This window comes from Caulobacter sp. GW821-FHT09B08, assembly GCF_059418225.1.
Genome location: NZ_JBWKPL010000001.1, coordinates 642,541 through 665,008 on the forward strand (window position 1 = coordinate 642,541; position 22,468 = coordinate 665,008).

Below are 22,468 nucleotides of genomic sequence, written 5' to 3' on the forward strand. Positions count from 1 at the left end.
AACTCCTACATCCGCTCCGGCGCTTCGATGCCCAGCAGATTCAGTGCCAGTTCCAGCTGCTTCAGCGTCGTCTCGGCCAGGGCCAGGCGCGAGGCCCGGATTTCCGGCTCGTCGGCGCCGAGTATCGGGCAGGCGGCGTAGAACTTCGAGAAGGTCTGGGCCAGCTTGTAGGCGTGCTCGGCGATGAAGTTGGGGGCCTTCTTGTCGTAGGCCTCGCTCAATGCGCCCTCGAACGCGTCCAGCAGCAGGGTCAGGTCGCGCTCGGCCGGCTCGCCGACGACGATCGCGCCCGAGACGACCCGTTGCTCGGCCGCCTTGCGCAGGATGCTCTTGATGCGCACCGACTGGTACAGCAGGTACGGGCCGGTCTTGCCCTCGAAGCTGGTGAAGCGATCCAGGTCGAAGACGTAGGAGGTGCCGCGGAAGTTCTGCAGGTCGGCGAACTTCAGGGCCGCGATCCCCACCTTGTGGGCGGTGTCCTCGAAGGCCTCTTCCGACAGTTCCGCGCCCAGACCGGCTTCGCGCAGGCGCTCGCGGGCCTTCTCGCGGGCCATCTCGATCAGGTCGTGCAGCTTCAGCACCCCGCCGGCGCGGGTCTTGAACGGCTTGCCGTCGGCGCCGTTCATGGTGCCGAAGCCGATGTGCTCCAGCCCGCCCGGCTCGGCGTAGCCGGCCAGGTAGGAGGCGCGGAACACCTGCTCGAAGTGGTCGGCCTGGCGCTGGTCCACGGCGTAGAGGATCAGGTGCGGGTCGAAGCTCTTGCGGCGGTCCAGGATCGTGGCGAGGTCCGTCGTGCCGTACATGGCCGAGCCTTCCGACGACACCACCAGCAGCGGATCAGGGCTTTCGACCTCGATCACCGAGCCGTCGGGCAGCTTCTTCTTCTTGGTCTCGCCGGGGCGGGCCACGCGGACGATCCGGGCGCCCTGGTCGTCGACCAGCAGGCCCTTGACCTCCAGCTGGCGTACCATCGGCGCGATCAGGTCCTGCACGTCGCTCTCGCCCTTCCACAGGTCGAAATCGACGCCCAGGGCGTGGAACTCGCGCTCCAGGGCCACGCGGCTGATATTGACGAAGTGGCGCCACAGCAGGCGGTAGCCGAAGCGGCCGTTCTGCAGTTCGGCGGTGGCCTTGCGGGCCTTTTCCTTGAACTCGGGGTCTTCCTTCTGGCGCGCCGAGGCGGCCGGATAGAGGCGGTCCAGGTCCTCGAGGCTGACGCGCGAGGCGAACTCGGCCATCACCTTGGCCTCGTCGGCGGCGGAGAAGCCGCGCGGGGCCTCGACCAGGCGCTCGAGCAGGGCGCGAATGAAGGCGTCCTCCTCCATGATGGCGCTGATCAGCAGGCCCATCTGGAAGCCCCAGTCGCCGAAGTGGGCGTCGCCCACCACGTCGTCGCCGCGGAAGCGGTACAGGCGCTTGACCGACTCGCCGATGATCGAGGCGCGCAGGTGGCCCACGTGCATCGGCTTGGCCACGTTGGGGCCGGCATAGTCGACCAGCACGCGGCGTGGATGGGCCAGGGGCTCGGCCCCGGCGCGCGGATCGGCGGCGATCTCGTTGGCGCGGGCGGCCAGGGCGTCGCTGGAGACGCGCATGTTGATGAAGCCGACCCCGGCGATCTCGACGGACGCCAGGCGCGGGTCGGTCTTGAGGATGTCGACCACCTGGACGGCGATCTCGCGCGGATTGCGCTTGGCGCTCTTGGCCGCCGCCAGGGCGCCGTTGCACTGGAAATCGGCCAGGTCGGGCCGGTCGGACGCGGTGACGCGACCGTAGTCGGGGGACAGTCCGGCGGCCTGGAAGGCGGCCGCGGCCGCCTCGCTCAGGGACCGCTTCAAATCACTCATGGCTTGGCGACGTTTCCGGGGGTCTGGGTTTGAGCCTGCTGGGTCTGGCCGGCGTTGACGCGGAAGCGCTTGCCCTCACGGTTGAAGGCGGCCATTTCCGGGGTCACGTCGAAGCCGATCAGCACTTCGAAATTGGAGCCGCTGACCTTCTCGTCGGCGCGCGGGATGGTGATCGTCTTGAGCGTCTCGTTGGCGTAGACGCGGTCCTGGCCGTCGCGGAAGGTCACCGGCAGGTCGAAATATTCCTTGGCCAGCACGTCCTTGTTGCGCTCGGTCACGGCCACCCAATAGCGATAGGTCTTCTGGGCGCCGGTCGCCTGCGGGCCGCGGCCCAGGGCGAACAGCAGGTCGACCTGCATCTTGATCGGGTCGTTGCTCTTATAGGCGCAGCCCGAGGTCAGCCCCTGGATCTCGCCGGTATAGCCGGTCGAGGCGGCGGCTTCCTTGCCGTCCTTGAACTCGACATAGCGGCTGGCGTCGTACAGCACCTTCACATAGGGGCACGGGCCGGCGTTGCGCAGCTGGGCCAGCGGAGCCTTGGGCTGGTTCCACTCGTCGTCGCGCTTCTTCTTCTTGGCGGCCTGGTCGTCGTCGCCGCCGCCGCCACCCGGACCTTGGCCGCCACGGCCGCCCATCTGGGCGTGCACGGACGTCGCCGTCGCGGCGATCGAAAGAGCCATCAGGGCGCTGAGGGCGACGGTAAGATTGCGGCGCATGAAACGTCCGGTGCGAGAATGAAAGCTTGAGCGGGATACCCGCCAGCGTCATGGAGCCTGATAAAGGCATATGCGTGACGTCGCAATGCGCAGCAGACTCCGCGGCGGCGCTGGCGCGGAGGACGCGGAACCCTTAGTTTGGCGCCCATGAACGCCCACGTGCCTCTTCCCCCCCTCGGCCGCCCCGCTCTTCGCGTCGTCCTGGCCAGCCCGCGCGGCTTCTGCGCCGGGGTCGACCGGGCGATCCAGATCGTCGAGCGCACGATCGAGAAGTTCGGCGCGCCGGTCTATGTGCGCCACGAGATCGTCCACAACCGCCACGTGGTCGACCGGCTCAAGGCCCTGGGCGCGGTGTTCATCGAGGAGTTGGAGGAAGCGCCCGCCGACCGCCCGGTGGTGTTCTCGGCCCACGGCGTGCCCAAGTCGGTGCCGGCCGAGGCCAAGGCCCGCGAGATGGTCTATCTGGACGCCACCTGCCCGCTGGTCTCCAAGGTCCATGTCGAGGCCCAGAAGCATTTCGACGCCGGACGCGAGATCGTGCTGATCGGTCACGCCGGCCATCCCGAGGTGGTCGGCACCATGGGCCAGCTGCCGCCCGGCGCCGTCACCCTGATCGAGGACATCGACGACGCCCGCACCTGGGTTCCCAAGGACGCCGGCAACGTGGCCTTCCTGACCCAGACCACCCTGTCGGTCGACGACACCGCCGAGATGGTGGACCTGCTCAAGCAGCGGTTCCCGACCATCGCCGCGCCCCACAAGGAAGACATCTGCTACGCCACCACCAACCGCCAGGAGGCGGTCAAGTCGCTGGCCGAGGCGTCGGAACTGGTGCTGGTGGTCGGCTCCAGGAACTCGTCCAACTCGGTGCGCCTGAAAGAGGTGGCCAAGCGGGCCGGGGCCAGCGACGCCCAGCTGATCGACGACGCGCGCGGCATCGACTGGTCGTGGTTCGCCGGCGTCTCGACCGTGGGCCTCACCGCCGGCGCCTCCGCGCCCGAGGACCTGGTCCAGGGCGTGATCGACGCCATGGCGGCGCGCTACGACCTCACCGTCGATGAACTGGTCGAGGCCCGCGAGACGGTGACGTTCAAGCTGCCGCGGCTGCTGACGGCCTGAGGCCCGCCCCTCCCCCCGTCATCCTCGGACTTGTTCCGAGGACCTCTGCTTCAGCTTCGCTCGCGGAGACAGAACCAGATCGGGAGCATGACTGCTCCACACTCGGCTAGCGGCCTCGCGGCGGATCGAGGGATCCTCGGAACAAGTCCGAGGATGACGGGCGTTGGGGGGTCAATCCGTCGGCTTAGCTAGTGCACCAAACGTCTCGACATACTCATCCATGATCTCGTCGCCGAGTTTGATCTGGCGAATAATTTCCGGATCGGCGGCGCTGTCCTCTTTCGCCAGCGCTTCGAAAGTCGTCCTGTAACGAGCCATGAACACTGCTCCGCGCGCAAGCCGCTCATCGGCAGACGCTTCCTGAGACCGTCCGGGCGCATGCTGATCCACCAAAACTTCTGGCTCCTCATCGCTGTCCGGTTCACCGATCATGGATCGTCTCCTTCCGACGTGATCCTAGCACAAATCCGACGACACCCTTGACCGCCAGCGCCCGCTCCCGCATCCCCGCGCCATGGCCGTTTATACCGATATCACCGACGACGAACTCGCCGCCTTCCTGGCCGATTACGACCTGGGCGAGGCCGTGGCGTTCAAGGGCATCGCCGAGGGGGTGGAGAACTCCAACTTCCTGCTGGAGACCACGACCGGCCGGTTCATTCTCACGGTCTACGAGCGGCGCGCCAAGCCCGAGGATCTGCCCTATTTCCTGGACCTGCTGACCTGGCTGGCCGATCGCGGCTATCCCAGCGCCCGGCCGATCGTCGACCGCTCGGGAAAGAGCCTGAAGACCCTGCGCGGCAAGCCGGCCGCCATGGTCGAGTTCCTGCCGGGCCTGTCGGCGCGCCGGCCGACCGTCGCCCACTGCCGCGAGGCGGGCGAGGGCCTGGCCTGGCTGCACCTGGCCGGCGAGGGCTATCCGGCTCGCCGCGCCAACGACCTGGGCCAGCCCCACTGGGCGCCGCTGTTCTCCAAGCACCGCAAGGACGCCGAGGGCCTCAAGCCCGGCCTTTCCGCCACCATCGACAAGGACCTGGCCGAGCTGGCCCTGGCCTGGCCCCGGAACCTGCCGTCGGGCGTGATCCACGCCGACTACTTCCCCGACAACGTCTTCTTCAAGCCGGACGGCAAGTTCGCCGCCGCCATCGACTTCTACTTCGCCTGCGACGACGCCTATGCCTACGACGTGGCCGTGACCCTGAACGCCTGGTGCTTCGAGGCCGACGGCAGCTTCAACATCACCGCCGCCCGGGCCCTGATCGCCGGCTACGAGCGCCGCCGCCCGCTGAGCCCGGCCGAGCGCCAGGCGATCCCGATCCTGGCGCGGGGGGCAGCCATGCGCTTCTTCCTGACCCGCCTGGCCGACTGGGGCTCGACCCCGGCCGGGGCGCTGGTCAAGCCGAAGGACCCGCTGGAATACGAGCGCAAGCTGGCCGTTCACCGCGAGGGCCTCAGCCTGTTCGGAGCCGGCGCGTGACCCCGCGCCTGGTGATCTATACCGACGGCGCCTGTCGCGGAAATCCCGGCCCCGGCGGCTGGGGCGCCCTTCTGATGTACGGCGACAAGAAGAAGGAAATCTGCGGCGGCGAGCTGGCGACCACCAACAACCGCATGGAGCTGATGGCCGCCATCCAGGCCCTGGAAGCGCTGAACAAGCCGACCAAGGCCGAGCTGCACACCGACAGCCAGTACGTGATGAAGGGCGTCACCCAGTGGATTCACGGCTGGAAGGCCAAGGGCTGGAAAACCGCCGACAAGAGCCCCGTCAAGAACGTCGACCTGTGGCAGCGGCTGGACGCCGCGCGGGCTCGACACGAGGTGGACTGGCGCTGGGTCAAGGGTCACGCCGGCCATGTGCACAACGAACGCGCCGACGAGCTGGCCCGGCTGGGCATGCTGAAGACGCTGGGCGAGAAGGCCTGAGGCCGCGCCACCGATCGGGGACACGCATGCGTGTCCCCAGCCGCGCCGCCGAACTAGGCCGCCAACACTCCAGGCTCTTCCCCCGTCGCGAAGGCCAAACCCTCGTCCTCCCAGCCCGTGATCCCGCCGATCATCAGCTTTACCGGCCGCCCCAGCCCCGCCAGCTTCAGCGCCGCGCGGTCGGCGCCGTTGCAGTGCGGGCCGGCGCAATAGACCACGAACAGGGTGTCGGCAGGCCAAGCGGCCATGCGCTCGGCGGTCATGTCGGCGTGGCGCAGGTGGAGCGCGCCCGGCACGTGGCGGCGGGCATAGGCCTGCGCCGAGCCCACCACGTGCAGCAGGACGAAATCGACCTCTCCCGCCCTCATCGCGGCGGCGACGTCGGCGCAGTCGGTCTCCAGGCTGAGACGAGCGGCGAAGTGGGCGGCGGCGACGGCGGGCGCGGCGGCGGGGATCTCGGACACAAAGCTCATGGCGGCCTCCTCTGTTGGCGAGGAAGACTTGCCCCACGGCGCGGCCCGGCGTTAGCTGGCGGGATCGACAATGACCGTAAAGATCATGCCAAACCCCAAAGGACCCGCCAACCGCAAGGTCGTCGCCCTGGCCTATGACGGCCTGTGCACCTTCGAGTTCGGGGTGGCGGTCGAGCTGTTCGGCCTGCCCCGGCCGGAGATGGGGCCGGACTGGTACGACTTCGCGACGGCGGCGGTCGAGCCGGGTCCCCTGCGCGGCCTGGGCGGGGTGCAGGTGGTGGCCAACGGCGGGCTGGAATTGATCGAGGCGGCCGGCACGATCGTCGCCCCCGGCTGGCGCGGCGCCGACACGCCCGTGCCGAAGCCGTTGATCCGGGCGCTCCAGACCGCCCACGCCAACGGCGCGCGGGTGATGTCGATCTGCTCGGGCGTCTTCGTGCTGGCGGCGGCGGGGCTGCTGGCCGGGCGGCGGGCCACCACCCACTGGCGCTATGTCGACAAACTGCGGGCGCTGCATCCCGACATCGATGTGCTGCCCGACGTGCTCTATGTCGACGAGGGCGACGTCCTGACCTCGGCCGGCAGCGCGGCAGGGCTGGACCTGGGCCTGCACCTGGTGCGCCGCGACTTTGGCTCCGAGGCGGCCAACACCGTGGCCCGGCGGCTGGTGATCCCGCCCCACCGCGACGGGGGCCAGGCCCAGTTCATCCAGCGGCCCGTGCCGACCAGCCACGAGGCCGGCCGCCTGTCGCCGATCCTGGACCGCATGCGCGCCGACCTTGCCCGCGAGCACACCGTGGCCAGCCTGGCCGAGGCCGCCGGCATGAGCCCGCGCACCTTCCTGCGCCGCTTCGAGGCCGCCACGGGCCTGACCCCGGCCCGCTGGTTGTTGGCGCAGCGCCTGGCCCGGGCCCGGGAGCTGCTGGAGACCACCCCGGCCGGCGTCGAGCAGATCGCCCAAGCCGTCGGCTTCGGCGCCCCGGCCCTGCGGCATCACTTCAGGAAGTCCCTGGCGACCACGCCCCAGGCCTATCGGGCGCGGTTCGGGGGAGCGCCCGCAACACCATCTCCGCCCTGAAACGATCCGCCGCGAAAAGACCTTGGTCGCGCCGTTGCGAAGCCCGGTTCGGATCCCAATCTCTTATTCGACGCGGACAAGCCGGCCCTTCCCCCCCCCAGCCGGCCCCGATCGTCCTGTAAAAGCAGCGTCCGCGCCTCCCCCCTCGGCGCGGGCGCTGTTCTCGTTTCAGGGTCAGGCTGTGAGCAACCGCCGCCAGCTGGCCGCCAGCTCGTCGAGCAGCGGGTCCAGCGGGGCCGAGGCGCGCTGCACCACCATCACGTAGGACAGTCGCTCGAACTGCACGATCTGCATCAGCATGCGCGTACGCGCCGCCGGGCGCTCGGCGTCGGAAAACCGCGCCAGATAGTTGGGCATGGCGTCGATGAACATGCCGATGAAGCGCAGATAGTCGTCGGCTAGATCCGGGTCGGCGACATTGGCCTCGGTGGCCACGGCCAGCAGGTTGCGCCGCTCCTCGGTCTGCTCGGCCATGCCCTGGGCCAGCCAGGCGCGGACGTCCTCCAGGGTCGGGTTCGGAATGGCGTCCAAGGCCGCGAAGGTGGCCTGGATGTTGGGGACCAGCCGATCGCCGATGGCGTTGGCCACGTCCTCCTTGTTGCGAAAGTGCAGGTAGAAGGTGGCGCGGTTGGCCCCGGCCTCGGCGGCGATCTGCTCGACGGTGACGGCCCGAAAGCCCCGCCGGCCGAACAGGGCGATGGCCGCGTCGACCAGCCGCTCGCGCGTCAGCAGGCGCTGGGCCTCGCGCAGGCCGCCCTTCCGCTCCACCGCCGCTCTGGCCAAGACCGCTCTCCCTTTCGCCCCCGTTCTGCCATGCACCTGGATTCAACGCCAGTCGATTGACACGACACCTGTCGTCTGAACTACTCCCATCGTCCACGCGGCGAAGTTCGCGGGCTCATAGGGAGATGCAGCCATGCAGCTTGTCAGCGAGACCGCGACCGACGGCGTTCCGGGTCCCGGCGCCCCGACCCTGTTCCCCATCCTGGACGGCGTGGACCTGTCGGAGATCCAGCAGTTCTCGCGCGGCCAGCCCTATGGCGACTTCGCCCGGATGCGCGCCCAGGCGCCGGTGATGTGGCATCCCGAGCCCTATGGCGGCCCCGGCTTCTGGGCGATCACCCGCCATGCCGACATCATGGCCGTGGAGGCCGATCCCCAGACCTTCTCGTCGCGCAAGGGGGGGATCCTGATGCAGCACGGCGACCCGCAGAAGCGCCACGCCCTGCTCTATCGCGCCTCGATGGACACCATGATCAATCTCGACGGCGCCGAGCACATGCAGTTGCGCCGCGAGCACATGGCCTATTTCACGCCCGCCTATCTGCGCGGCGTCACCGAGGCGGTGCGGGCCGAGGTCGGCCGGTTGCTGGACGAGATGGCCCCGCTGGGCCGCTGCGACATGGTCGAGCACTTCTCGTCCAAGCTGCCGCTGTTCACCCTGTGCGAGATCCTGGGCGTGCCGGCCGCCGATCGCGGCAAGTTCCTGAAGTGGATGCACTATCTGGAGATGGCCCAGGACCTTGCCCTGAAGCAGGCCACCGCGCCGATCACCCCGACGCTGGAGCTGATGCAGTTCGTCCAGGACTTCAACACCAACGTCGAGGAGATGTTCGACTACGGCCAGACCATGCTGAAGAAGCGTCGCGAGGACCCGCAGGCCGACCTGATGAGCGCCATCGCCCGCGCCCAGGTCGACGGGACCCTGCTCAGCGACGAATATCTGGACGGCTCTTGGCTGCTGATCGTCTTCGCCGGCAACGACACCACCCGCAACACCCTGTCGGGTACGATGAAGCTGCTGACCGAGTTTCCGGAGCAGAAGGCCCGGCTGGTCGCCGATCCGTCGCTGCTGCCCGGCGCGGTCAACGAGTTCATCCGCATGGTCAGCCCGGTGATCTACATGCGCCGCACCGCCACGCGGGACGCGCAGATCGCCGGCCAGGCCATCGCCGAGGGCGAGAAGGTGGTGATGTACTACGGCGCGGCCAACCGCGACGAGGCGGTGTTCGCCGATCCCGACCGGCTGGACGTCACCCGCCCCAACGCCGACAAGCACATCGCCTTCGGCTATGGTCCGCATGTCTGCATCGGCAAGCGGGTGGCCCAGATCCAGCTGGAGGAGGCCTATCGCCAGATCCTGGCCCGCTTCCCCGACATCCGCTGGACCGGCGAAATCGAGATCGCCCCCAACAATTTCGTCCACGCCATCAGCAAGCTGGACGTGGAGTTCACCCCCGGCGGCCGGGCCTGACGGCCATGCTGACCCGGGGCGACGAATACCCGATCCACCAGACGGCCGAGCCGGTGGCCTATGCCGGGACGGATCGCAATTTCTACGACCGCTACTTCTTCAACGGCTACGAACCAACGGGTAATGGCGACGCCTTCTTCGCCGCCGCCTTCGGGGTCTATCCGCACCTCAACATCGCCGACGCCGCCTTCTGCTGGATGAAGGACGGCCGCCAGGTGAACCTGCACGCCAGCCGCTGGCTGGAGATGGAGCGGATGGACCTTTCGGTCGGGCCGATCCGCATCGAGGTGCTGGAGCCGCTGCGCCGGCTGAAGGTGGCGGTCGAGGCGCCCGGCCAAGGCATCCGGGCCGAGGTGGTGTTCGAGGGCCGGTCGTTCCCCATCGAGGAGCCGCGCTTCACCCGCCGGATCGGGCCGCGCACCCTGATGGACTACACCCGCCTGACCCAGAACGGGTCCTATGCGGGCTGGATCGAGGTGGACGGCGCCCGCCACGACGTCTCCGGCTTCGTGGGCACCCGCGACCGCTCGTGGGGCGTGCGACCGGTCGGGGCGCGCGACGGCCAGGACCTGGCCCCGGCCGTCCTGCCGCAGTTCTTCTGGCTGTGGACGCCGTGCGTGTTTCCGGACGGCGACCTCTTCTTCCACACCAACGACGACGAGCTGGGCCGACCCTGGAACCGGCGGGCGGTGTGGGCGCCGCTGGGCTCGGCGCACGACGGGGTCACCGACTTCGACGCGGTCGACTACGCCGTCGACTGGCGCCCGGGCACGCGGCATGCGGGCCAGGGCGTCGTCCGTTTGCCGGACGGCGGCGAGATCACCCTCGAGCCCCAGGCCGAGTTCTTCATGCTGGGGCTGGGCTACAACCATCCGGTCTGGGGCCACGGCCTCAACCACGGCCCGCTGAAGGTGGAACGCGAGGACCTGGTCCTGGCGGACCTCGACCGCGCCCTGCCCTTCCACCTGCACGTCCAGGCCCTGTCGAAGGCGACCTGGCGACGCCCGGACGGGACCCCCCACGTCGGGCGTGGGGTGTTCGAGCAGCTGGTGCTGGGGCCGCACGCCACGTCGGGCTTCAAGTCCATCCTGGACATGGCGCCATGAGGGGGGCCCCGTGAGCGACCTGAAGGCCGGGCTGGAGGCCTATCTCACCCGGCTGTGGGGCGCGCCGACGGCCGTGACCAACCTGTCGCGCATCCCCGGCGGGGCCAGCCGCGAGACCTACCGCCTGGACGCCGACACGGGAGGCGTGACGCGCGGCATGATCCTGCGCCGCGACCCACCCGGCAGCCTGATCGAGACCGATCGGCGGCTGGAGTTCCTGGCCTACCGCACCGTCCACGGCCACCTGCCCGTGCCCCAGGCCATCGCCCTGGAGGAGGACGGCGGGGCGCTGGAGCGGCCGTTCTTCCTGATGGAGCGGATCGACGGCGGGACCGTGCCCTCGCCGTTCGTCTTCGATCCCTACGCCGAGCACGCCCAGGCCCTGGGCGAGCAGTTCTTCACCGACCTCGGCAAACTGGCGGCGCTGGACCATGAGGGCACGCCGATCCGGCAGGTCGCCGACGCCCCCGCCCCGGAGGATTGCTGGCGCATCGCCCTGGACCACTGGTCCGGCGTGATCGCGGCCGACGAGCAGCATCCCCAGCCCATCGTCCGCGCCGCCATCCGCTGGCTCTACCGCCATCCGCCGCCGCCCGCCCAGCGGATCAGCATCGTCCACGGCGACTACCGCACCGGCAACTTCATGCACGATGGGGCCGGGACGATCCTGGCGATCCTGGACTGGGAGATGGCCCATCTGGGCGATCCGCTGGAGGACCTGGGCTGGGCCTTCGATCCGCTGTGGAACCACTTCGACACGGGCAAGGTCGCGGGCCTGATCCCGCAGGCCGACGCCATCGCCCTGTGGGAAGCGGCCAGCGGTCTTCGGATCGATGTGGAGGCCCTGGCCTGGTGGTCGCTGTTCAACGCCGTGAAGGGCCAGGCGATCTGGACCTCGGCGGCCAAGGAGTACCGCGACGGCGGCTTTACCGACCCGATGCTGGCCATCTCCGGCTGGTACACCGCCCGCCGCCACGACCTGATCCTGGCCGAGCGCCTGGCAGAGTTGGAGGCGATCTGATGACCCCCGCCCTGCCCGACATCCTGCGCGGCAATTTCATGAGCCTGGCCATTCCCGGCCCGCCCGAGCAGCAGGGCGAGTTCATGGCCACCCGCGTGGGGGTGATCGCCCTGCTCTCCCTGCTGGCCGCCCAGGAGATCGAGCGCGGGACCCAGGCGCGGGTCTGGGAGAACCAGGCCATCGCCGACCTGCTGGCCGAGGCGTCCGACACCTACGGCGTCCACTATGCCGAGCTGGCGGCGACCACCGCTCCGGACCTGTCGCTGGAGGCCCTGGACCGCGCCAACGCCGCCCTGCGCCGAGGCCTGATCGCCCTGCACGAGGCGGTGGAGGACGCCGGCGACCTGCCCCGCCATCGAACCATCGTGGCGCTGTACGGCCGGATGGCCGAGATGCGGAAACTGGAGCTGCCGCCCCTGCCGGCGCGCTGAGCGCACGTTTCGCCGTTCCGCTAACGATAGCGAAACGCTGCCGTGGTAACGCTACATCGCGGTTTAGTAAGCTTCCGGCCGACCCGGGAGGCCGGGGGAACGTCTTGCACAAGCAACCGGACCAGCGGAAGCCTTGGTTGGGCTACGCCAACATCAGGCTGGAAGCGGCGATCTTCCTGCTCGTGGCGATCTCGTTCGCCGCCGTCCTGGGCAAGAGCGCCCTGACCCAGCAGACGCTGGTGCTGTCGCCCGAGGCGGGCCGGTTCGCCGCCTATGTCTTTTCGGACGCGGAGAACGGCGGCCGCACGGTCGCGCTCGCCGATCCCGCCAAACCTCTGTCCTGGACCTGCCGGCTGGGCGAGGGCTCGGCCTATCCCTTCTGCGGCTACGGGCTGCAACTGGCCCTGGATCGCAAGGCCAAGGGCGTGGACTTCTCGCACCTCCAGACGGCGACCCTGCGCTTCACCTATCGCGGCCAGGGCGACCGGCTGCGCCTGGTCGTCAAGACCTCGCCCGACCCGGCCCTGCGGGACCGGCTGGGGGGCGCGTCGATCCCCTTGTCCGCCGAGATCCCCGTCGTGAGCGGACACAACGAGGTCCGGCTGCCGCTGGATCGGCTGGCGCCCGAGCAGTGGTGGCTGACGGCCCACAACGTCTCGGCGGCCGAGGTCGCGCCGAACCTCAAGGCCGTGCGCTCGGTGGCCGTCACCACCAGCGACGCCCCGGCGGGCAGCGATCTGGCGGTGACGCTCCAGGACATCGCCTTCGAAGGTTCGTACCTCTCGGCCGAGGAATACTACCTGGTGATCCTGGGCGTCTGGCTGGTGCTGACCGCCGGCTTCCTGGTCTTCCGGGTGCTGCGGATGCGCCGCGACTACGAAGAGCGCCGGCGCCGGGAAGCCGCCGCCCACGCCGCGACGCAAGCGGCCAGCGACGCCAAGTCCCGCTTCCTGGGCAATATGAGCCACGAGCTGCGCACGCCGCTCAACGCCATCATCGGCTATGCCTACTGGCTGAACCGCACGGACCTGGATCCCAAGCAGCGCGCGGCGATCAAGACCATGGCCGCCAGCGGCGAGCACCTCCTGGCGGTGATCAGCGACATCCTGGACGCGGCCAAGATCGAGGCGGGCAAGTTCGAACTGCTGGCCGCGCCGTTCGACCTGCACGACTGCGTCGCCGGGGTGGGCGAGATGTTCCGCCTGCCGGCCGAGGACAAGAACCTGGACTTCACCGTCGAGATCGCGCCGGACACGCCGCGCTTCATCGACGCCGACGAGAAGCGCGTGCGCCAGGTGCTGATCAATCTGGTCGGCAACGCCATCAAGTTCACCCCCGCCGGCCGGGTGGCCCTGACGCTGTCGTGCGCGGGGGCCGAGGGCCAGGCGGCGCGGCTGCGCTTCGTCGTGGAAGACACCGGTGTCGGCATCGCGGCCGACCAGCTGGAGAGCGTGTTCCTGCCCTTCGAGCAGGCGGGCGACGCCGCCGACCGGGGCGGCGGCACGGGCCTGGGCCTGAGCATCACCCGCCAGATCGTCGAGCTGATGCACGGCGAGATCCGGGTGGAGAGCGAGCCCGGCCAGGGCAGCCGGTTCACGATCGCGTTCGCGGCCCCGGTCGTGGCCGAGGTGGAGCCGGTCGCCGAGCCGGTCGCCATCCCGCGCCTGCGACGGCTGACCGTCTCGTAAGGCCGCCGACAAACTTCGGCTCATATCGCTCATGAGCCCTAGCCAAGTCCCCGCGCGCGCCCCATCTGGCTCAGGCGGCTTCGCTCCGGAGGGGGGCGAACCCAGCCCAGGGCCCCCATGGCGATCATTTCCGTTTCCGGTCTGACCAAGACCTATGCTTCCGGGCACCAGGCCCTGAAGACCATCGACCTCGACATCGAGAAGGGCGAGATCTTCGCCCTCCTGGGTCCCAACGGGGCCGGCAAGACCACGCTGATCAGCATCGTCTGCGGCATCGTCAATCCCAGCACCGGCACGGTGACGGCCGACGGCCACGACGTGGTCAAGGACTACCGCGCGGCCCGCACCAAGATCGGCCTGGTGCCGCAGGAGCTGAACACCGACGCCTTCGAGACCGTCTGGGCCACCACCAGTTTCAGTCGCGGCCTGTTCGGCAAGCCGCGCAACGACGCCCATATCGAGAAGGTGCTGCGGGATCTCTCGCTGTGGGACAAGAAGGACGCCAAGATCATGACGCTGTCGGGCGGCATGAAGCGCCGGGTGATGATCGCCAAGGCCCTGAGCCACGAGCCGACCATCCTGTTCCTGGACGAGCCCACCGCCGGGGTCGATGTCGAGCTGCGGCGCGACATGTGGGAGATGGTCCGCAAGCTGCGTGAGAGCGGCGTCACCATCATCCTGACCACCCACTATATCGAGGAGGCCGAGGAGATGGCCGACCGGATCGGGGTGATCAGCAAGGGGCAGATCATCCTGGTCGAGGACAAGGACGTGCTGATGCGCAAGCTGGGCAAGAAGCAGCTGAGCCTGCAGCTGCAGAGCCCGCTGACCGCGATCCCCGCCAGGCTGTCGGACTACGCCCTGGAGCTGGGCAAGGACGGGACCGAGCTGGTCTACACCTTCGACGCCCAGGCCGAGGAGACCGGCATCGCCGGCCTGCTGCGGCGCCTCTCCGAGGAGGGCGTCGACTTCAAGGACCTGCACACCAGCCAATCGTCGCTGGAAGATATCTTCGTCAGCCTGGTGCACGCGCGATGAACATCCACGCCATCAAGTCCATCTACCAGTTCGAAATGGCGCGCTGGTTCCGCACCCTGGCCCAGAGCGTGATCTCGCCGGTGCTGTCGACCAGCCTCTATTTCGTGGTGTTCGGCTCGGCCATCGGTTCGCGCATGCAGGCCATCGACGGGGTCAGCTACGCCGCCTTCATCATCCCCGGCCTGATCATGCTGTCGCTCTTGGGCGAGAGCATCTCCAACGCCTCGTTCGGCATCTACATGCCCAAATGGGCCGGCACGATCTACGAGCTGCTGTCGGCGCCCGTGTCGTGGGTCGAGACGGTGATCGGCTATGTGGGGGCCGCGGCCACCAAGTCGGTGTGCCTGGGCCTGCTGATCCTGGCCACGGCGCGGGTCTTCGTGCCCTACGAGATCCTGCATCCGTTCTGGATGCTGGGCTTCCTGGTGCTGACGGCGGTGACCTTCAGCCTGTTCGGCTTCGTGATCGGGGTCTGGGCCACCGACTTCCAGAAGCTGCAGATCGTGCCGATGCTGGTGGTCACGCCCCTGACCTTCCTGGGCGGCAGCTTCTATTCGATCAGCATGCTGCCGCCGATCTGGCAGAAGATCACCCTGTTCAACCCGGTGGTCTATCTGGTCAGCGGCTTCCGCTGGAGCTTCTACGGGGTGTCGGACCTGAACCCGCTGGTCAGCTTCGGGGCGACCCTGGGCTTCCTGGCCATCTGCCTGACGGCTGTGTGGGCGGTGTTCAAGACCGGGTACCGACTGAAGAATTAAAACCCTCTCCCAAAGGGAGAGGGAGGGGCCCGCCGCGTAGCGGTGGGAGGGTGAGGGGTTACACCCTCACCGATTTCGCTCGAACGCCCTGCCGGCACGCCGTCCGACGTTTTAACCCCTCACCCTCCCATGCTTCGCATGGGTCCCTCCCTCTCCCTATGGGAGAGGGTTGGAACTATCGGACCGTCAGCACGGCCCCCTCGACCGCGACGATCATCACCTTCTGGCCCGCCGCCGGAGGCACGCCCTCCGGCGCCACGGCCGCCCATTCCTTGCCGTCGACGAACACCCGGCCCTTGCCGTTGGCGAAGCCGTCCAGCGCCTCGCCGTCGCGGCCGACCAGGCGCAGGGACGGGTCGTTGAGGTCGGGGTTGCCCGCCTCCAGCACCGGCCGCAGGAACCGCCGCGCCAGATAGGTGGCGGCGATGGTCAGCACGGCGAACAGGACCAGCTCCGCCGGCAGACCTGGCGAGACCACCAGGGTCAAAAGGCCCACCAGCAGGCCCGCCGCCGCCGGCCACAGCAGCCAGCCGGTCCCGGTGGCCACCTCGACCGCCAGGAAGACGGCCGCCACCGCCAGCCAGACCCAGAACGGGTGGGTCGCGTAGAGCACCGTCAGGCCGTGCATGGGGTCAGGCTCCGCGTTTGGGGGTCGGCGGCACGGCCGGACGCACCGGCGCGTCGTCGCCGCCCAGGGTCTTGATCAGCTGGGCCACGCCCGCGACCGTACCGGTCAGGCCGGCGAAGTCGGCGGGCACGATCACGGTCTTCTGCTGCGGGCTCTTGGCCAGCTCGCCGAAGGCTTCGACGTACTTCTGGGCGATGAAGTAGTTGATGGCGTTGACGTCGCCCTTGGAGATGGCTTCCGACACGAAGGCCGTCGCCTTGGCCTCGGCCTCGGCTTCCCGCTCGCGGGCCTCGGCGTCACGGAAGGCGGCCTCGCGGCGGCCCTCGGCCTGCAGGATGGCCGACTGCTTCTGGCCCTCGGCGCGGGCGATCTGGGCCTGTTTCTCGCCCTCGGCCTCGGTGATGACGGCCCGGCGCTCGCGCTCGGCCTTCATCTGACGGGCCATGGCGTTGGTGATGTCGGCCGGCGGCGTCAGATCCTTGATCTCGATCCGCGCCACCTTCACGCCCCAAGGCCCCGTCGCATGATCGATGGTCGACAAGAGGCGGGTGTTGATCGCGTCGCGCTGGCTGAGCACCTCGTCCAGCTCCATCGACCCGACCACGGTGCGCAGGTTGGTCTGGGCCAGCTGGGTGATGGCGTACATCAGGTTGTCGACCCGATAGGCGGCCTGCGAGGCGTCCATCACCTGGATGAAGACGATGGCGTCGACCTTCACCGAGACGTTGTCCTTGGTGATGACCTCCTGCTGGGGCACGTCCAGCACCTGCTCCATCATGTTGACCCGCCGGCCGATGCTCTCGACGAACGGAGTCAGGATGGAGATGCCGGGCTTGAGCGTGCGGGTGTAGCGGCCGAACCGCTCGACGGTGAACTCGCGCCCCTGGGGCACGATCTTGATGACGTTGACCACCAGGAACAGCGCCAGACCCACAAGGACCAGCGGAACAAGGTAAGACAGCACGAACAAGCCTCCCACAACCGTTGGGGGAGACCCTAGCGCGGGACTTAGTGCTCCGCCACGGAATCCGGCGCCGCTTGGTCCGGCTGGGCGCGGGTCACCATCGACTGGGCCAGCTTGGTCGACAGGGCCTGACCCTTGCGAGCCACCTGCTGCTCGGCCGCGCGGCTGGCGTCGTCGCACTGCGGGTACTGGCCCTGGCGAGCGGCGTAGCCGGTGTTGAACCGGTCGCGCAGCTGGGCGTCGAAGGCCTGGTCGGCCTTCTCCACCTCGGTCAGCCGCACCATGCGCGAGCGCCAGTACTGGTCGCCCTCGCCCTGGCAGGTCTGGCGCAGGGCATGGCTTTCGCCCAGCGTGAAGGCCAGCTCCAGCAGCTGCTGGCGCTCGACGGGGCCGCGATCCTGGGCCACGGCGACGGAGGCCAGGGTCAGGGCGGGCGCCAGGACGGCGAGGATCGGCAAGGCGTTGCGGAGCAGGCGGTTCATGGCCCCCACTATCTCCGCTGTCGCCCGCCCTGTCACCGTCTCGCGCCTGCTGCGCGAACCGCCGGACTCATCGCGGACTCGGTTAGGCCTTGCGAAGGCCATCGATCGGAGCGACCCTGTGGATAAGGTGGGGGAACACACCTGCAGGGAGGTCGACATGACCGAAGTGCATTACGGCGTCGTTCGCGTCGGAGACACCTGGGCGATCATCGGCGAACAGCTGCGGGTGGGCGCCTACGCCACGCGCCGCCAAGCCGAGACGGCCGCCCGACGCCTGGCCGAACAGGCCACGGGCGTGGGCCTTCCGGTGCGCATGCACCTGCAGGACGAGACCGGCGAGCTGCTGAAACCGACGTTGCTGAGTTAAGCTTCGACACGCTACGAACGACCAAAACTGTCATCCCGGACAAGCGCGCAGCGCGCCGATCCGGGACCGACGCCTGAGCGCCGCGCTCCAGGTCGGTCCCGGATCTTCGCTTCGCTACGTCCGGGATGACAAGTTTTTGGGTTCAGTAAGGACGCGCCTTAAGCCGCCTCGACGTCCCCGTCGCCGTCGTAGAGGAAGCCCCGCACGGCCTTCCAGACCTGCACCGCCGACGCCAAAAACCCGATCACCGAGGCGGCGACCTGGAACATCGTCCAGACGGCCGTGACCAGCGGGCTTTCGGTGAACATCGCGATCAGCGGATAGATCAGGTGGCTGACGGTGATCCGGAAGCCGGCATAGGCGGTGGAATATTCGATCGCCACCCCGCCGATGGCCGCGGTGACCACCACCGCCAGCACCGGCGCCCACAGCAGCGGCAGGAGCAGCAGCAGGCCCAGGGCCGTGACCAGGCTCCTGGTGGCCAGCCCCACCTTCGAGATCGCCGTGGCCACCACCCCCACGACCATGGCCGCGCTCAGCAGTACGAAGGCGGCCGGCAGCACCCAGTCGGCCACGTCGATCAGGTCCAACCCCGCCACCAGGCTGGCCCCGGCGGCGATGACCAGCACCACCAGGAAGCCGCCCAACCATAGGGCGCTGTACTGGCTCAGCCGATGTCGAACGACGGCGCGGTCGCGCATGGTCTCTTCCCCCCAAGGGCCAAGCATGGCCGGAAGCGTCGCCGGACGGTGACTCGGAACCCCTCCGTCGTCGACAGGAAACTGATCCGCCGCCTGCGCGCTTTGCATCCGAAGAGCTTGGCTGTCTTCCAGGAGGCGAACATGGCTGACACCGGTGAAACCCCTATGACGGGCACGGCCCTGCCGGCGGGCTGCGCGGGCAACCGCCTGCTGGCCGCCCTGCGCCCGGCCGACCTGGCCCAGCTGGCCCCGCACCTGTCGTCGATCTCGCTGGTGACGGGCGCCACCCTGTTCGAGGCCGGCGAGGACGTGGTGACCACCACCCTGCCCTGCTATTCGACCATGGTCTCGCTGCTGGTGGTCACCCGCGACGGCGACGAGATCGAGGTGGCCTCCATCGGCCGCGAGGGCGCGGTCGGCGGCATCGTCAGCGCCGGCTTCAAGCCCGCCTACGGCCGCGCCGTGGTCCGCATTCCGGGCACGGCCCTCAGCATCCCGACCATGCGCCTGGAAGAGGCCAAGCGCCGATCGCCGCCTCTGGCCGAGCTGTTCGCCCGCTATGCCGACGTGTTGCTGGCCCAGATGATGCAGTCCTCGGCCTGCAACGCCCTGCACAGCATCGACCAGCGCATGTGCCGCTGGCTGCTGTCGACCCACGACCGGGCCAACGACGCCACCATCCGCCTGACCCAGGAGACCCTGGCCGACATGCTGGGCGTCCAGCGCACCACCGTCACCGCCGTGGCCAAGGCCCTGCAGGACGAGGGCCTGATCCGCACCGGCCGGGGGCGGATCGAGATCCTCGACCAGGCGCGCCTGGAGCGGCGGGCGTGCGAGTGCCATGCGCAGGTCGAGGCGCACTTCCAGCGGATGCTGCCGGAGGTGAAGACTTAAGGACGCTTAGGCGGCGCACACTTGCCCCCTTCGGGCCTTCGGCCCTCCTTCCCCCGAAGGGGGAAGAGGACGTTGAGCGCGCGTCCTCCGCCCCCTACGGGGGCGGACAGACCGCGAAGCGGTCAGGTGGGGGCAAGTCAGTGCGCCACCAACGCCGCGCTTCTGGCGATCGCCGCCTCGGCCTCGGCCATCACCCGCGCCACGATTTCCCCCGCCGGCAGCACCTCGCGGATCCCGCCCGCGCTCTGGCCCATGGCGAAGCACGACCGCGACGGGTCCAGCCCCTCCAGCTGGCCGCCGATGCCGCCCATGGCCCCGGCCTGGATCGAGACCATGGCCTGCTGCGGGAACGGCTGGATGTCGGCGGGCCGCGCCTCCCAATCGTCGACCCAGGCGTTCTTGCGCACCCGCATCGGCTTGCCCGAATAGGATCGGGTGCGGACGGTGTCCTCGTCGGTGGCCTCGACCACCGCCTGGCGATAGAGGTCGCCGGCATGGGCCTCGACCGAGGCGATGAAGCGGGTGCCCATCCAGACGCCCTGGGCGCCCAGGGCCAGGGCTGCGGCCAGGCCCCGCCCGTCATGTAGCCCACCCGCCGCCGCCACCGGGATGTCGACCGCGTCCACCGCCTGGGCCACCAGCGGCAAGGTGCCGACCAGGCCCGTGTGCCCGCCGCCCTCGCCGCCCTGGCAGATCACCGCGTCGCAGCCCGCCGCCTGAGCCTTCACCGCGTGCTTCACCGCCCCGCACACCACCATGACCTTCAGCCCGGCGCCCTTCAGCTTCTCGATGATCGGCAGGGGCACGCCCAGGCCGGCGATGAAGGACGAGGCCCCGCCGGCGATGATGGCGTCGACCGAGGCGGTCAGGGCGTCGGGCGTGGCGGCCAGCAGGTCGACGCCGAACGGCCGGTCGGTCAGGTCGCGGACCTGGGCCATCTGCAGGCGGATGAAGTCCGGGCTTGTGCCGGCCATGCCCAGCACGCCGTAGCCCCCGGCGTTGGAGACCGCCGCCGCCAGCCGGGCGTAGGACACCCCGCCCATGCCGGCCAGCAGGATCGGATGCTCGATGCCGAGCAGGTCGCACAGCGGCGTGCGAAGGGTCATGGTTTTCCTCCCGTTTCCCGGGAGGGTGGACGCTGTCGGGGACGCGGCAAAGCGTGCCGCGAGGTCAGCCTTCGATCAGTGTTCGGAACCGTCGCGCCACAGGGCGTCGGGACGGGCGTCAGCCTCGGACGTCCAGAAGCAGGCCGCCATCGAGGTCAGGATCATGGCGATCAGGGCCAGCATGCCTCGGGGCGGAGCCAGGCTCACGACGTCTTGCGGGGTCATCTTCGTTTCCTCTGGCGACGCCCGGGTCTGATGCCCAGGCTGTCGACAAATGAAACCTTCTCACTTGACGTGAAGTTCCGCAAGTCCCTTGTCTGCAAGGGGTTTTCGTGGACCAGGCCGTCCAGTTTTCGTCCCCGTTCAGAAGATCGAATAGCCGCCGTCGATCACGAAGGTGTCGCCGCAGTGATAGCTGGACGCGTCGGAGGCCAGGTACACGGCCACCCCGCCGAAGTCGTCCGGCTTGCCCCAGCGGCGGGCCGGCACGCGGGGGATCACCTTCTCGGCGAAGGCGTCGCTGTCCTGGGCGCTCTGGGTCATGTCGGTGGCGATCCAGCCGGGCAGGATGGCGTTGGCGCGCACCCCGTAGCGGGCGTGCTCGACGGCCACGGCCTTCATCATCGAGATCACCGCCCCCTTGGTGGCGGCGTAGGCCTGGTTGCGGGCCGCGCCCTCGATGGCCGCCAGCGAGGCGATGCCCACCAGCGAACCGCCCGGATCGCCGGCCCTGGCCCGCTCGACCATGTGGCGGCAGGCCTCGCGGAAGGTGAAGAACACCCCGTCCAGATTGACCGCCAGGGTCTTGCGATAGTCCTCGGTGCGGGTCTCGACGAAGGACTTGGCCACATAGCCGATGCCGGCGTTGGCGAAGACGCTGTCGACCCGGCCCATGGCGGCCACGGCCTCGTCCATGCCCTCGCGGACCTGGGCCTCCTGGGAGACGTCGACCACCTGGGTCTTGACCCGCGTCCCGTGCTTGAGGAGCTCGACCTCGGCGGCCTGGTTGCGCTCGGCGCTGGAGCCCCAGACCACGATGTCGGCCCCCGCCTGGGCCAGGGCGCTGGCCATGCCCAGCCCGATGCCGCGATTGCCGCCGGTGACCAGGGCCACGCGGCCGGTCAGGTCGAAGGGTTGATAGGCCATGGCGCGTTCCTCTCCCGGACGTTGCTTTGAACGTTTGTTTGAATGGGAGCTTGCGGGAGCGGCGGCGTCAACCCCCTCCGGCCCTTCGGGCCACCTCCCCCAGAGGGGGAGGATTGATCGGCGCCAAATGCTCCCCCTCTGGGGGAGCTGTCGCGAAGCGACTGAGGGGGTTTACTGCTCCGGCATCGTCCCCGGCCGCACATAGGCGATCGCGTGCGCCACATAGTCCGGCTTACCCAGGGCCACGCCCTTGTGGCGCAGGATGGCGTAGGCGGTCATCAGGTGGAAATAGAACTGAGCCAGGCTCCAGTCGCGCAAGAACTGCTCGCCGGTCATGTCGAAGACGATGCCGTTGGGCATGACCAGTTCGATGGCCCTAGTCTCCGCGCCGTCGAAGGCCGAGGCCGGCGTGGCGTCCAGCCGCGCCAGGGTCTCGTCGATGCGGGCCTTCAGGGCGAGAAAGCTCGGCTCGACCTCGGCGTGGACCGAAGGCGCCTGGCCCGTCAGCCGCGCCACCCCGTCGGCGGCCTGATGGCAGGCGAACCGCACCTGGTCGGCCAGGGGGAACATGTCCGGCGCCAGGCGGGCCTCGATCAGTTCGGCGGGCGAGAGGCCATTGGCGGCCGCGAAAGCCTCGCCCTTGCCGAGCCAGCCCGACAGGTTGCGCAGCATCTGGGTGAAGGTCGGCACGGCGAAGGCGTGAAGGGTCATGGGGGCGTTTCCTTTTC

At 69.2% G+C, this 22,468-nt stretch carries 26 protein-coding genes; 13 read left to right on the plus strand and 13 right to left on the minus strand.

The window, feature by feature from the left end; all coding sequences use genetic code 11:
• Window positions 1–5: 5 nt before the first annotated feature.
• Together AC07OA_RS03045 and AC07OA_RS03050 are read right to left on the minus strand one after the other, a co-directional pair.
• Window positions 6–1,847, minus strand: coding sequence for an arginine--tRNA ligase (locus AC07OA_RS03045; protein ID WP_494662282.1), 1,842 nt, complete (start codon window positions 1,845–1,847; stop codon window positions 6–8).
• The gene (locus AC07OA_RS03050; RefSeq protein WP_494662283.1) at window positions 1,844–2,563 is read right to left on the minus strand and encodes a Tat pathway signal sequence domain protein; all 720 of its coding nucleotides are present in this window, start codon (window positions 2,561–2,563) and stop codon (window positions 1,844–1,846) included. The genes AC07OA_RS03045 and AC07OA_RS03050 overlap by 4 nt, the downstream gene beginning before the upstream one ends.
• Window positions 2,564–2,710: 147 nt before the next feature.
• Between AC07OA_RS03050 and ispH the strand changes: the two genes are divergently transcribed.
• Complete coding sequence (ispH, locus tag AC07OA_RS03055) at window positions 2,711–3,682, plus strand: 4-hydroxy-3-methylbut-2-enyl diphosphate reductase (protein WP_494662912.1); 972 nt, start codon at window positions 2,711–2,713, stop codon at window positions 3,680–3,682.
• Between the two features lie 171 nt (window positions 3,683–3,853).
• Here the strand turns inward: ispH and AC07OA_RS03060 are convergent, their stop codons facing one another.
• The gene (locus AC07OA_RS03060; RefSeq protein WP_494662284.1) at window positions 3,854–4,114 is read right to left on the minus strand and encodes a hypothetical protein; all 261 of its coding nucleotides are present in this window, start codon (window positions 4,112–4,114) and stop codon (window positions 3,854–3,856) included.
• 82 nt (window positions 4,115–4,196) lie between these two features.
• Here AC07OA_RS03060 and thrB point away from each other — a divergent pair, with 82 nt between their 5' ends.
• Both thrB and rnhA read left to right on the plus strand, forming a co-directional pair.
• Window positions 4,197–5,159: a homoserine kinase gene (thrB, locus tag AC07OA_RS03065; protein ID WP_494662285.1), complete on the plus strand. Its 963-nt coding sequence runs from the start codon at window positions 4,197–4,199 to the stop codon at window positions 5,157–5,159.
• On the plus strand, window positions 5,156–5,605 hold the full coding sequence (rnhA, locus tag AC07OA_RS03070; RefSeq protein WP_035076835.1) for a ribonuclease HI: 450 nt from the start codon (window positions 5,156–5,158) through the stop codon (window positions 5,603–5,605). The genes thrB and rnhA overlap by 4 nt, the downstream gene beginning before the upstream one ends.
• Window positions 5,606–5,658: 53 nt before the next feature.
• Here rnhA and AC07OA_RS03075 read toward each other — a convergent pair whose 3' ends face one another.
• Window positions 5,659–6,078, minus strand: a complete 420-nt coding sequence (locus tag AC07OA_RS03075) for a rhodanese-like domain-containing protein (protein WP_494662286.1) — start codon at window positions 6,076–6,078, stop codon at window positions 5,659–5,661.
• A gap of 85 nt (window positions 6,079–6,163) precedes the next feature.
• Between AC07OA_RS03075 and ftrA the strand changes: the two genes are divergently transcribed.
• Entirely contained in the window at window positions 6,164–7,156 is a 993-nt protein-coding gene (gene ftrA / locus AC07OA_RS03080) for a transcriptional regulator FtrA (RefSeq protein WP_494662913.1), read from the plus strand.
• A gap of 174 nt (window positions 7,157–7,330) precedes the next feature.
• On the opposite strand, the gene AC07OA_RS03085 is transcribed toward ftrA, so the two are convergent.
• Window positions 7,331–7,939, minus strand: a complete 609-nt coding sequence (locus AC07OA_RS03085; RefSeq protein ID WP_494662287.1) for a TetR/AcrR family transcriptional regulator — start codon at window positions 7,937–7,939, stop codon at window positions 7,331–7,333.
• 133 nt (window positions 7,940–8,072) lie between these two features.
• Here AC07OA_RS03085 and AC07OA_RS03090 point away from each other — a divergent pair, with 133 nt between their 5' ends.
• From AC07OA_RS03090 to AC07OA_RS03120, 7 genes are all read left to right on the plus strand, one after another.
• A complete protein-coding gene (locus tag AC07OA_RS03090; RefSeq protein ID WP_494662288.1) occupies window positions 8,073–9,410 on the plus strand; it encodes a cytochrome P450 in 1,338 nt (445 codons plus the stop codon).
• Window positions 9,411–9,415: 5 nt separating this feature from the next.
• Window positions 9,416–10,516 (plus strand): Rv3169 family protein, encoded by a 1,101-nt coding sequence (locus tag AC07OA_RS03095; protein ID WP_494662289.1) that lies wholly within the window; start codon window positions 9,416–9,418, stop codon window positions 10,514–10,516.
• Window positions 10,517–10,526: 10 nt separating this feature from the next.
• A complete protein-coding gene (locus AC07OA_RS03100) occupies window positions 10,527–11,537 on the plus strand; it encodes a phosphotransferase family protein (protein ID WP_494662290.1) in 1,011 nt (336 codons plus the stop codon).
• On the plus strand, window positions 11,537–11,968 hold the full coding sequence (locus tag AC07OA_RS03105; protein ID WP_494662291.1) for a hypothetical protein: 432 nt from the start codon (window positions 11,537–11,539) through the stop codon (window positions 11,966–11,968). The genes AC07OA_RS03100 and AC07OA_RS03105 overlap by 1 nt, the downstream gene beginning before the upstream one ends.
• Window positions 11,969–12,072: 104 nt before the next feature.
• Window positions 12,073–13,656, plus strand: coding sequence for a sensor histidine kinase (locus AC07OA_RS03110; RefSeq protein WP_494662292.1), 1,584 nt, complete (start codon window positions 12,073–12,075; stop codon window positions 13,654–13,656).
• A gap of 117 nt (window positions 13,657–13,773) precedes the next feature.
• The gene (locus AC07OA_RS03115; RefSeq protein WP_494662293.1) at window positions 13,774–14,694 is read left to right on the plus strand and encodes an ABC transporter ATP-binding protein; all 921 of its coding nucleotides are present in this window, start codon (window positions 13,774–13,776) and stop codon (window positions 14,692–14,694) included.
• Window positions 14,691–15,452 carry an ABC transporter permease gene (locus tag AC07OA_RS03120; RefSeq protein WP_494662294.1) on the plus strand — a complete coding sequence of 254 codons (762 nt, stop codon included), beginning with the start codon at window positions 14,691–14,693 and terminating at the stop codon, window positions 15,450–15,452. Before AC07OA_RS03115 ends, AC07OA_RS03120 begins: the two co-directional genes overlap by 4 nt.
• 175 nt (window positions 15,453–15,627) lie before the next feature.
• Here AC07OA_RS03120 and AC07OA_RS03125 read toward each other — a convergent pair whose 3' ends face one another.
• From AC07OA_RS03125 to AC07OA_RS03135, 3 genes are read right to left on the minus strand one after another with little or no spacing between them, the layout of a single operon-like run.
• A complete protein-coding gene (locus AC07OA_RS03125) occupies window positions 15,628–16,080 on the minus strand; it encodes an NfeD family protein (protein ID WP_494662295.1) in 453 nt (150 codons plus the stop codon).
• A gap of 4 nt (window positions 16,081–16,084) precedes the next feature.
• Complete coding sequence (locus tag AC07OA_RS03130; RefSeq protein ID WP_494662914.1) at window positions 16,085–17,041, minus strand: SPFH domain-containing protein; 957 nt, start codon at window positions 17,039–17,041, stop codon at window positions 16,085–16,087.
• 47 nt (window positions 17,042–17,088) lie between these two features.
• Window positions 17,089–17,526, minus strand: a complete 438-nt coding sequence (locus AC07OA_RS03135; RefSeq protein ID WP_494662296.1) for a TIGR02301 family protein — start codon at window positions 17,524–17,526, stop codon at window positions 17,089–17,091.
• Between the two features lie 157 nt (window positions 17,527–17,683).
• Between AC07OA_RS03135 and AC07OA_RS03140 the strand changes: the two genes are divergently transcribed.
• A complete protein-coding gene (locus AC07OA_RS03140; RefSeq protein ID WP_494662297.1) occupies window positions 17,684–17,893 on the plus strand; it encodes a hypothetical protein in 210 nt (69 codons plus the stop codon).
• Between the two features lie 158 nt (window positions 17,894–18,051).
• Here AC07OA_RS03140 and AC07OA_RS03145 read toward each other — a convergent pair whose 3' ends face one another.
• Window positions 18,052–18,594: a hypothetical protein gene (locus AC07OA_RS03145; protein WP_494662298.1), complete on the minus strand. Its 543-nt coding sequence runs from the start codon at window positions 18,592–18,594 to the stop codon at window positions 18,052–18,054.
• Between the two features lie 141 nt (window positions 18,595–18,735).
• On the opposite strand from AC07OA_RS03145, the gene AC07OA_RS03150 reads away from it, so the two are divergent.
• Window positions 18,736–19,488 carry a Crp/Fnr family transcriptional regulator gene (locus AC07OA_RS03150; protein ID WP_494662299.1) on the plus strand — a complete coding sequence of 251 codons (753 nt, stop codon included), beginning with the start codon at window positions 18,736–18,738 and terminating at the stop codon, window positions 19,486–19,488.
• 137 nt (window positions 19,489–19,625) lie between these two features.
• Here AC07OA_RS03150 and AC07OA_RS03155 read toward each other — a convergent pair whose 3' ends face one another.
• From AC07OA_RS03155 to AC07OA_RS03170, 4 genes are all read right to left on the minus strand, one after another.
• Window positions 19,626–20,594, minus strand: a complete 969-nt coding sequence (locus AC07OA_RS03155; protein WP_494662300.1) for an NAD(P)H-dependent flavin oxidoreductase — start codon at window positions 20,592–20,594, stop codon at window positions 19,626–19,628.
• 75 nt (window positions 20,595–20,669) lie between these two features.
• On the minus strand, window positions 20,670–20,819 hold the full coding sequence (locus tag AC07OA_RS03160; RefSeq protein WP_494662301.1) for a hypothetical protein: 150 nt from the start codon (window positions 20,817–20,819) through the stop codon (window positions 20,670–20,672).
• Between the two features lie 138 nt (window positions 20,820–20,957).
• Window positions 20,958–21,740 carry an SDR family NAD(P)-dependent oxidoreductase gene (locus AC07OA_RS03165; protein WP_494662302.1) on the minus strand — a complete coding sequence of 261 codons (783 nt, stop codon included), beginning with the start codon at window positions 21,738–21,740 and terminating at the stop codon, window positions 20,958–20,960.
• Window positions 21,741–21,911: 171 nt separating this feature from the next.
• Window positions 21,912–22,451, minus strand: coding sequence for a DUF1993 domain-containing protein (locus tag AC07OA_RS03170; RefSeq protein WP_494662303.1), 540 nt, complete (start codon window positions 22,449–22,451; stop codon window positions 21,912–21,914).
• Between the last annotated feature and the right edge of the window lie 17 nt (window positions 22,452–22,468).

Coding starts and splice junctions, on each gene's coding strand:
- AC07OA_RS03045 (WP_494662282.1), bottom strand. CDS start 1,847: ATGAGTGATTTGAAGCGGTCCCTGAGCGAGGCGGCCGCGGCCGCCTTC.
- AC07OA_RS03050 (WP_494662283.1), bottom strand. CDS start 2,563: ATGCGCCGCAATCTTACCGTCGCCCTCAGCGCCCTGATGGCTCTTTCG.
- ispH (WP_494662912.1), top strand. CDS start 2,711: ATGAACGCCCACGTGCCTCTTCCCCCCCTCGGCCGCCCCGCTCTTCGC.
- AC07OA_RS03060 (WP_494662284.1), bottom strand. CDS start 4,114: ATGATCGGTGAACCGGACAGCGATGAGGAGCCAGAAGTTTTGGTGGAT.
- thrB (WP_494662285.1), top strand. CDS start 4,197: ATGGCCGTTTATACCGATATCACCGACGACGAACTCGCCGCCTTCCTG.
- AC07OA_RS03075 (WP_494662286.1), bottom strand. CDS start 6,078: ATGAGCTTTGTGTCCGAGATCCCCGCCGCCGCGCCCGCCGTCGCCGCC.
- ftrA (WP_494662913.1), top strand. CDS start 6,164: ATGCCAAACCCCAAAGGACCCGCCAACCGCAAGGTCGTCGCCCTGGCC.
- AC07OA_RS03090 (WP_494662288.1), top strand. CDS start 8,073: ATGCAGCTTGTCAGCGAGACCGCGACCGACGGCGTTCCGGGTCCCGGC.
- AC07OA_RS03095 (WP_494662289.1), top strand. CDS start 9,416: ATGCTGACCCGGGGCGACGAATACCCGATCCACCAGACGGCCGAGCCG.
- AC07OA_RS03105 (WP_494662291.1), top strand. CDS start 11,537: ATGACCCCCGCCCTGCCCGACATCCTGCGCGGCAATTTCATGAGCCTG.
- AC07OA_RS03115 (WP_494662293.1), top strand. CDS start 13,774: ATGGCGATCATTTCCGTTTCCGGTCTGACCAAGACCTATGCTTCCGGG.
- AC07OA_RS03120 (WP_494662294.1), top strand. CDS start 14,691: ATGAACATCCACGCCATCAAGTCCATCTACCAGTTCGAAATGGCGCGC.
- AC07OA_RS03125 (WP_494662295.1), bottom strand. CDS start 16,080: ATGCACGGCCTGACGGTGCTCTACGCGACCCACCCGTTCTGGGTCTGG.
- AC07OA_RS03135 (WP_494662296.1), bottom strand. CDS start 17,526: ATGAACCGCCTGCTCCGCAACGCCTTGCCGATCCTCGCCGTCCTGGCG.
- AC07OA_RS03140 (WP_494662297.1), top strand. CDS start 17,684: ATGACCGAAGTGCATTACGGCGTCGTTCGCGTCGGAGACACCTGGGCG.
- AC07OA_RS03145 (WP_494662298.1), bottom strand. CDS start 18,594: ATGCGCGACCGCGCCGTCGTTCGACATCGGCTGAGCCAGTACAGCGCC.
- AC07OA_RS03150 (WP_494662299.1), top strand. CDS start 18,736: ATGGCTGACACCGGTGAAACCCCTATGACGGGCACGGCCCTGCCGGCG.
- AC07OA_RS03155 (WP_494662300.1), bottom strand. CDS start 20,594: ATGACCCTTCGCACGCCGCTGTGCGACCTGCTCGGCATCGAGCATCCG.
- AC07OA_RS03160 (WP_494662301.1), bottom strand. CDS start 20,819: ATGACCCCGCAAGACGTCGTGAGCCTGGCTCCGCCCCGAGGCATGCTG.
- AC07OA_RS03165 (WP_494662302.1), bottom strand. CDS start 21,740: ATGGCCTATCAACCCTTCGACCTGACCGGCCGCGTGGCCCTGGTCACC.
- AC07OA_RS03170 (WP_494662303.1), bottom strand. CDS start 22,451: ATGACCCTTCACGCCTTCGCCGTGCCGACCTTCACCCAGATGCTGCGC.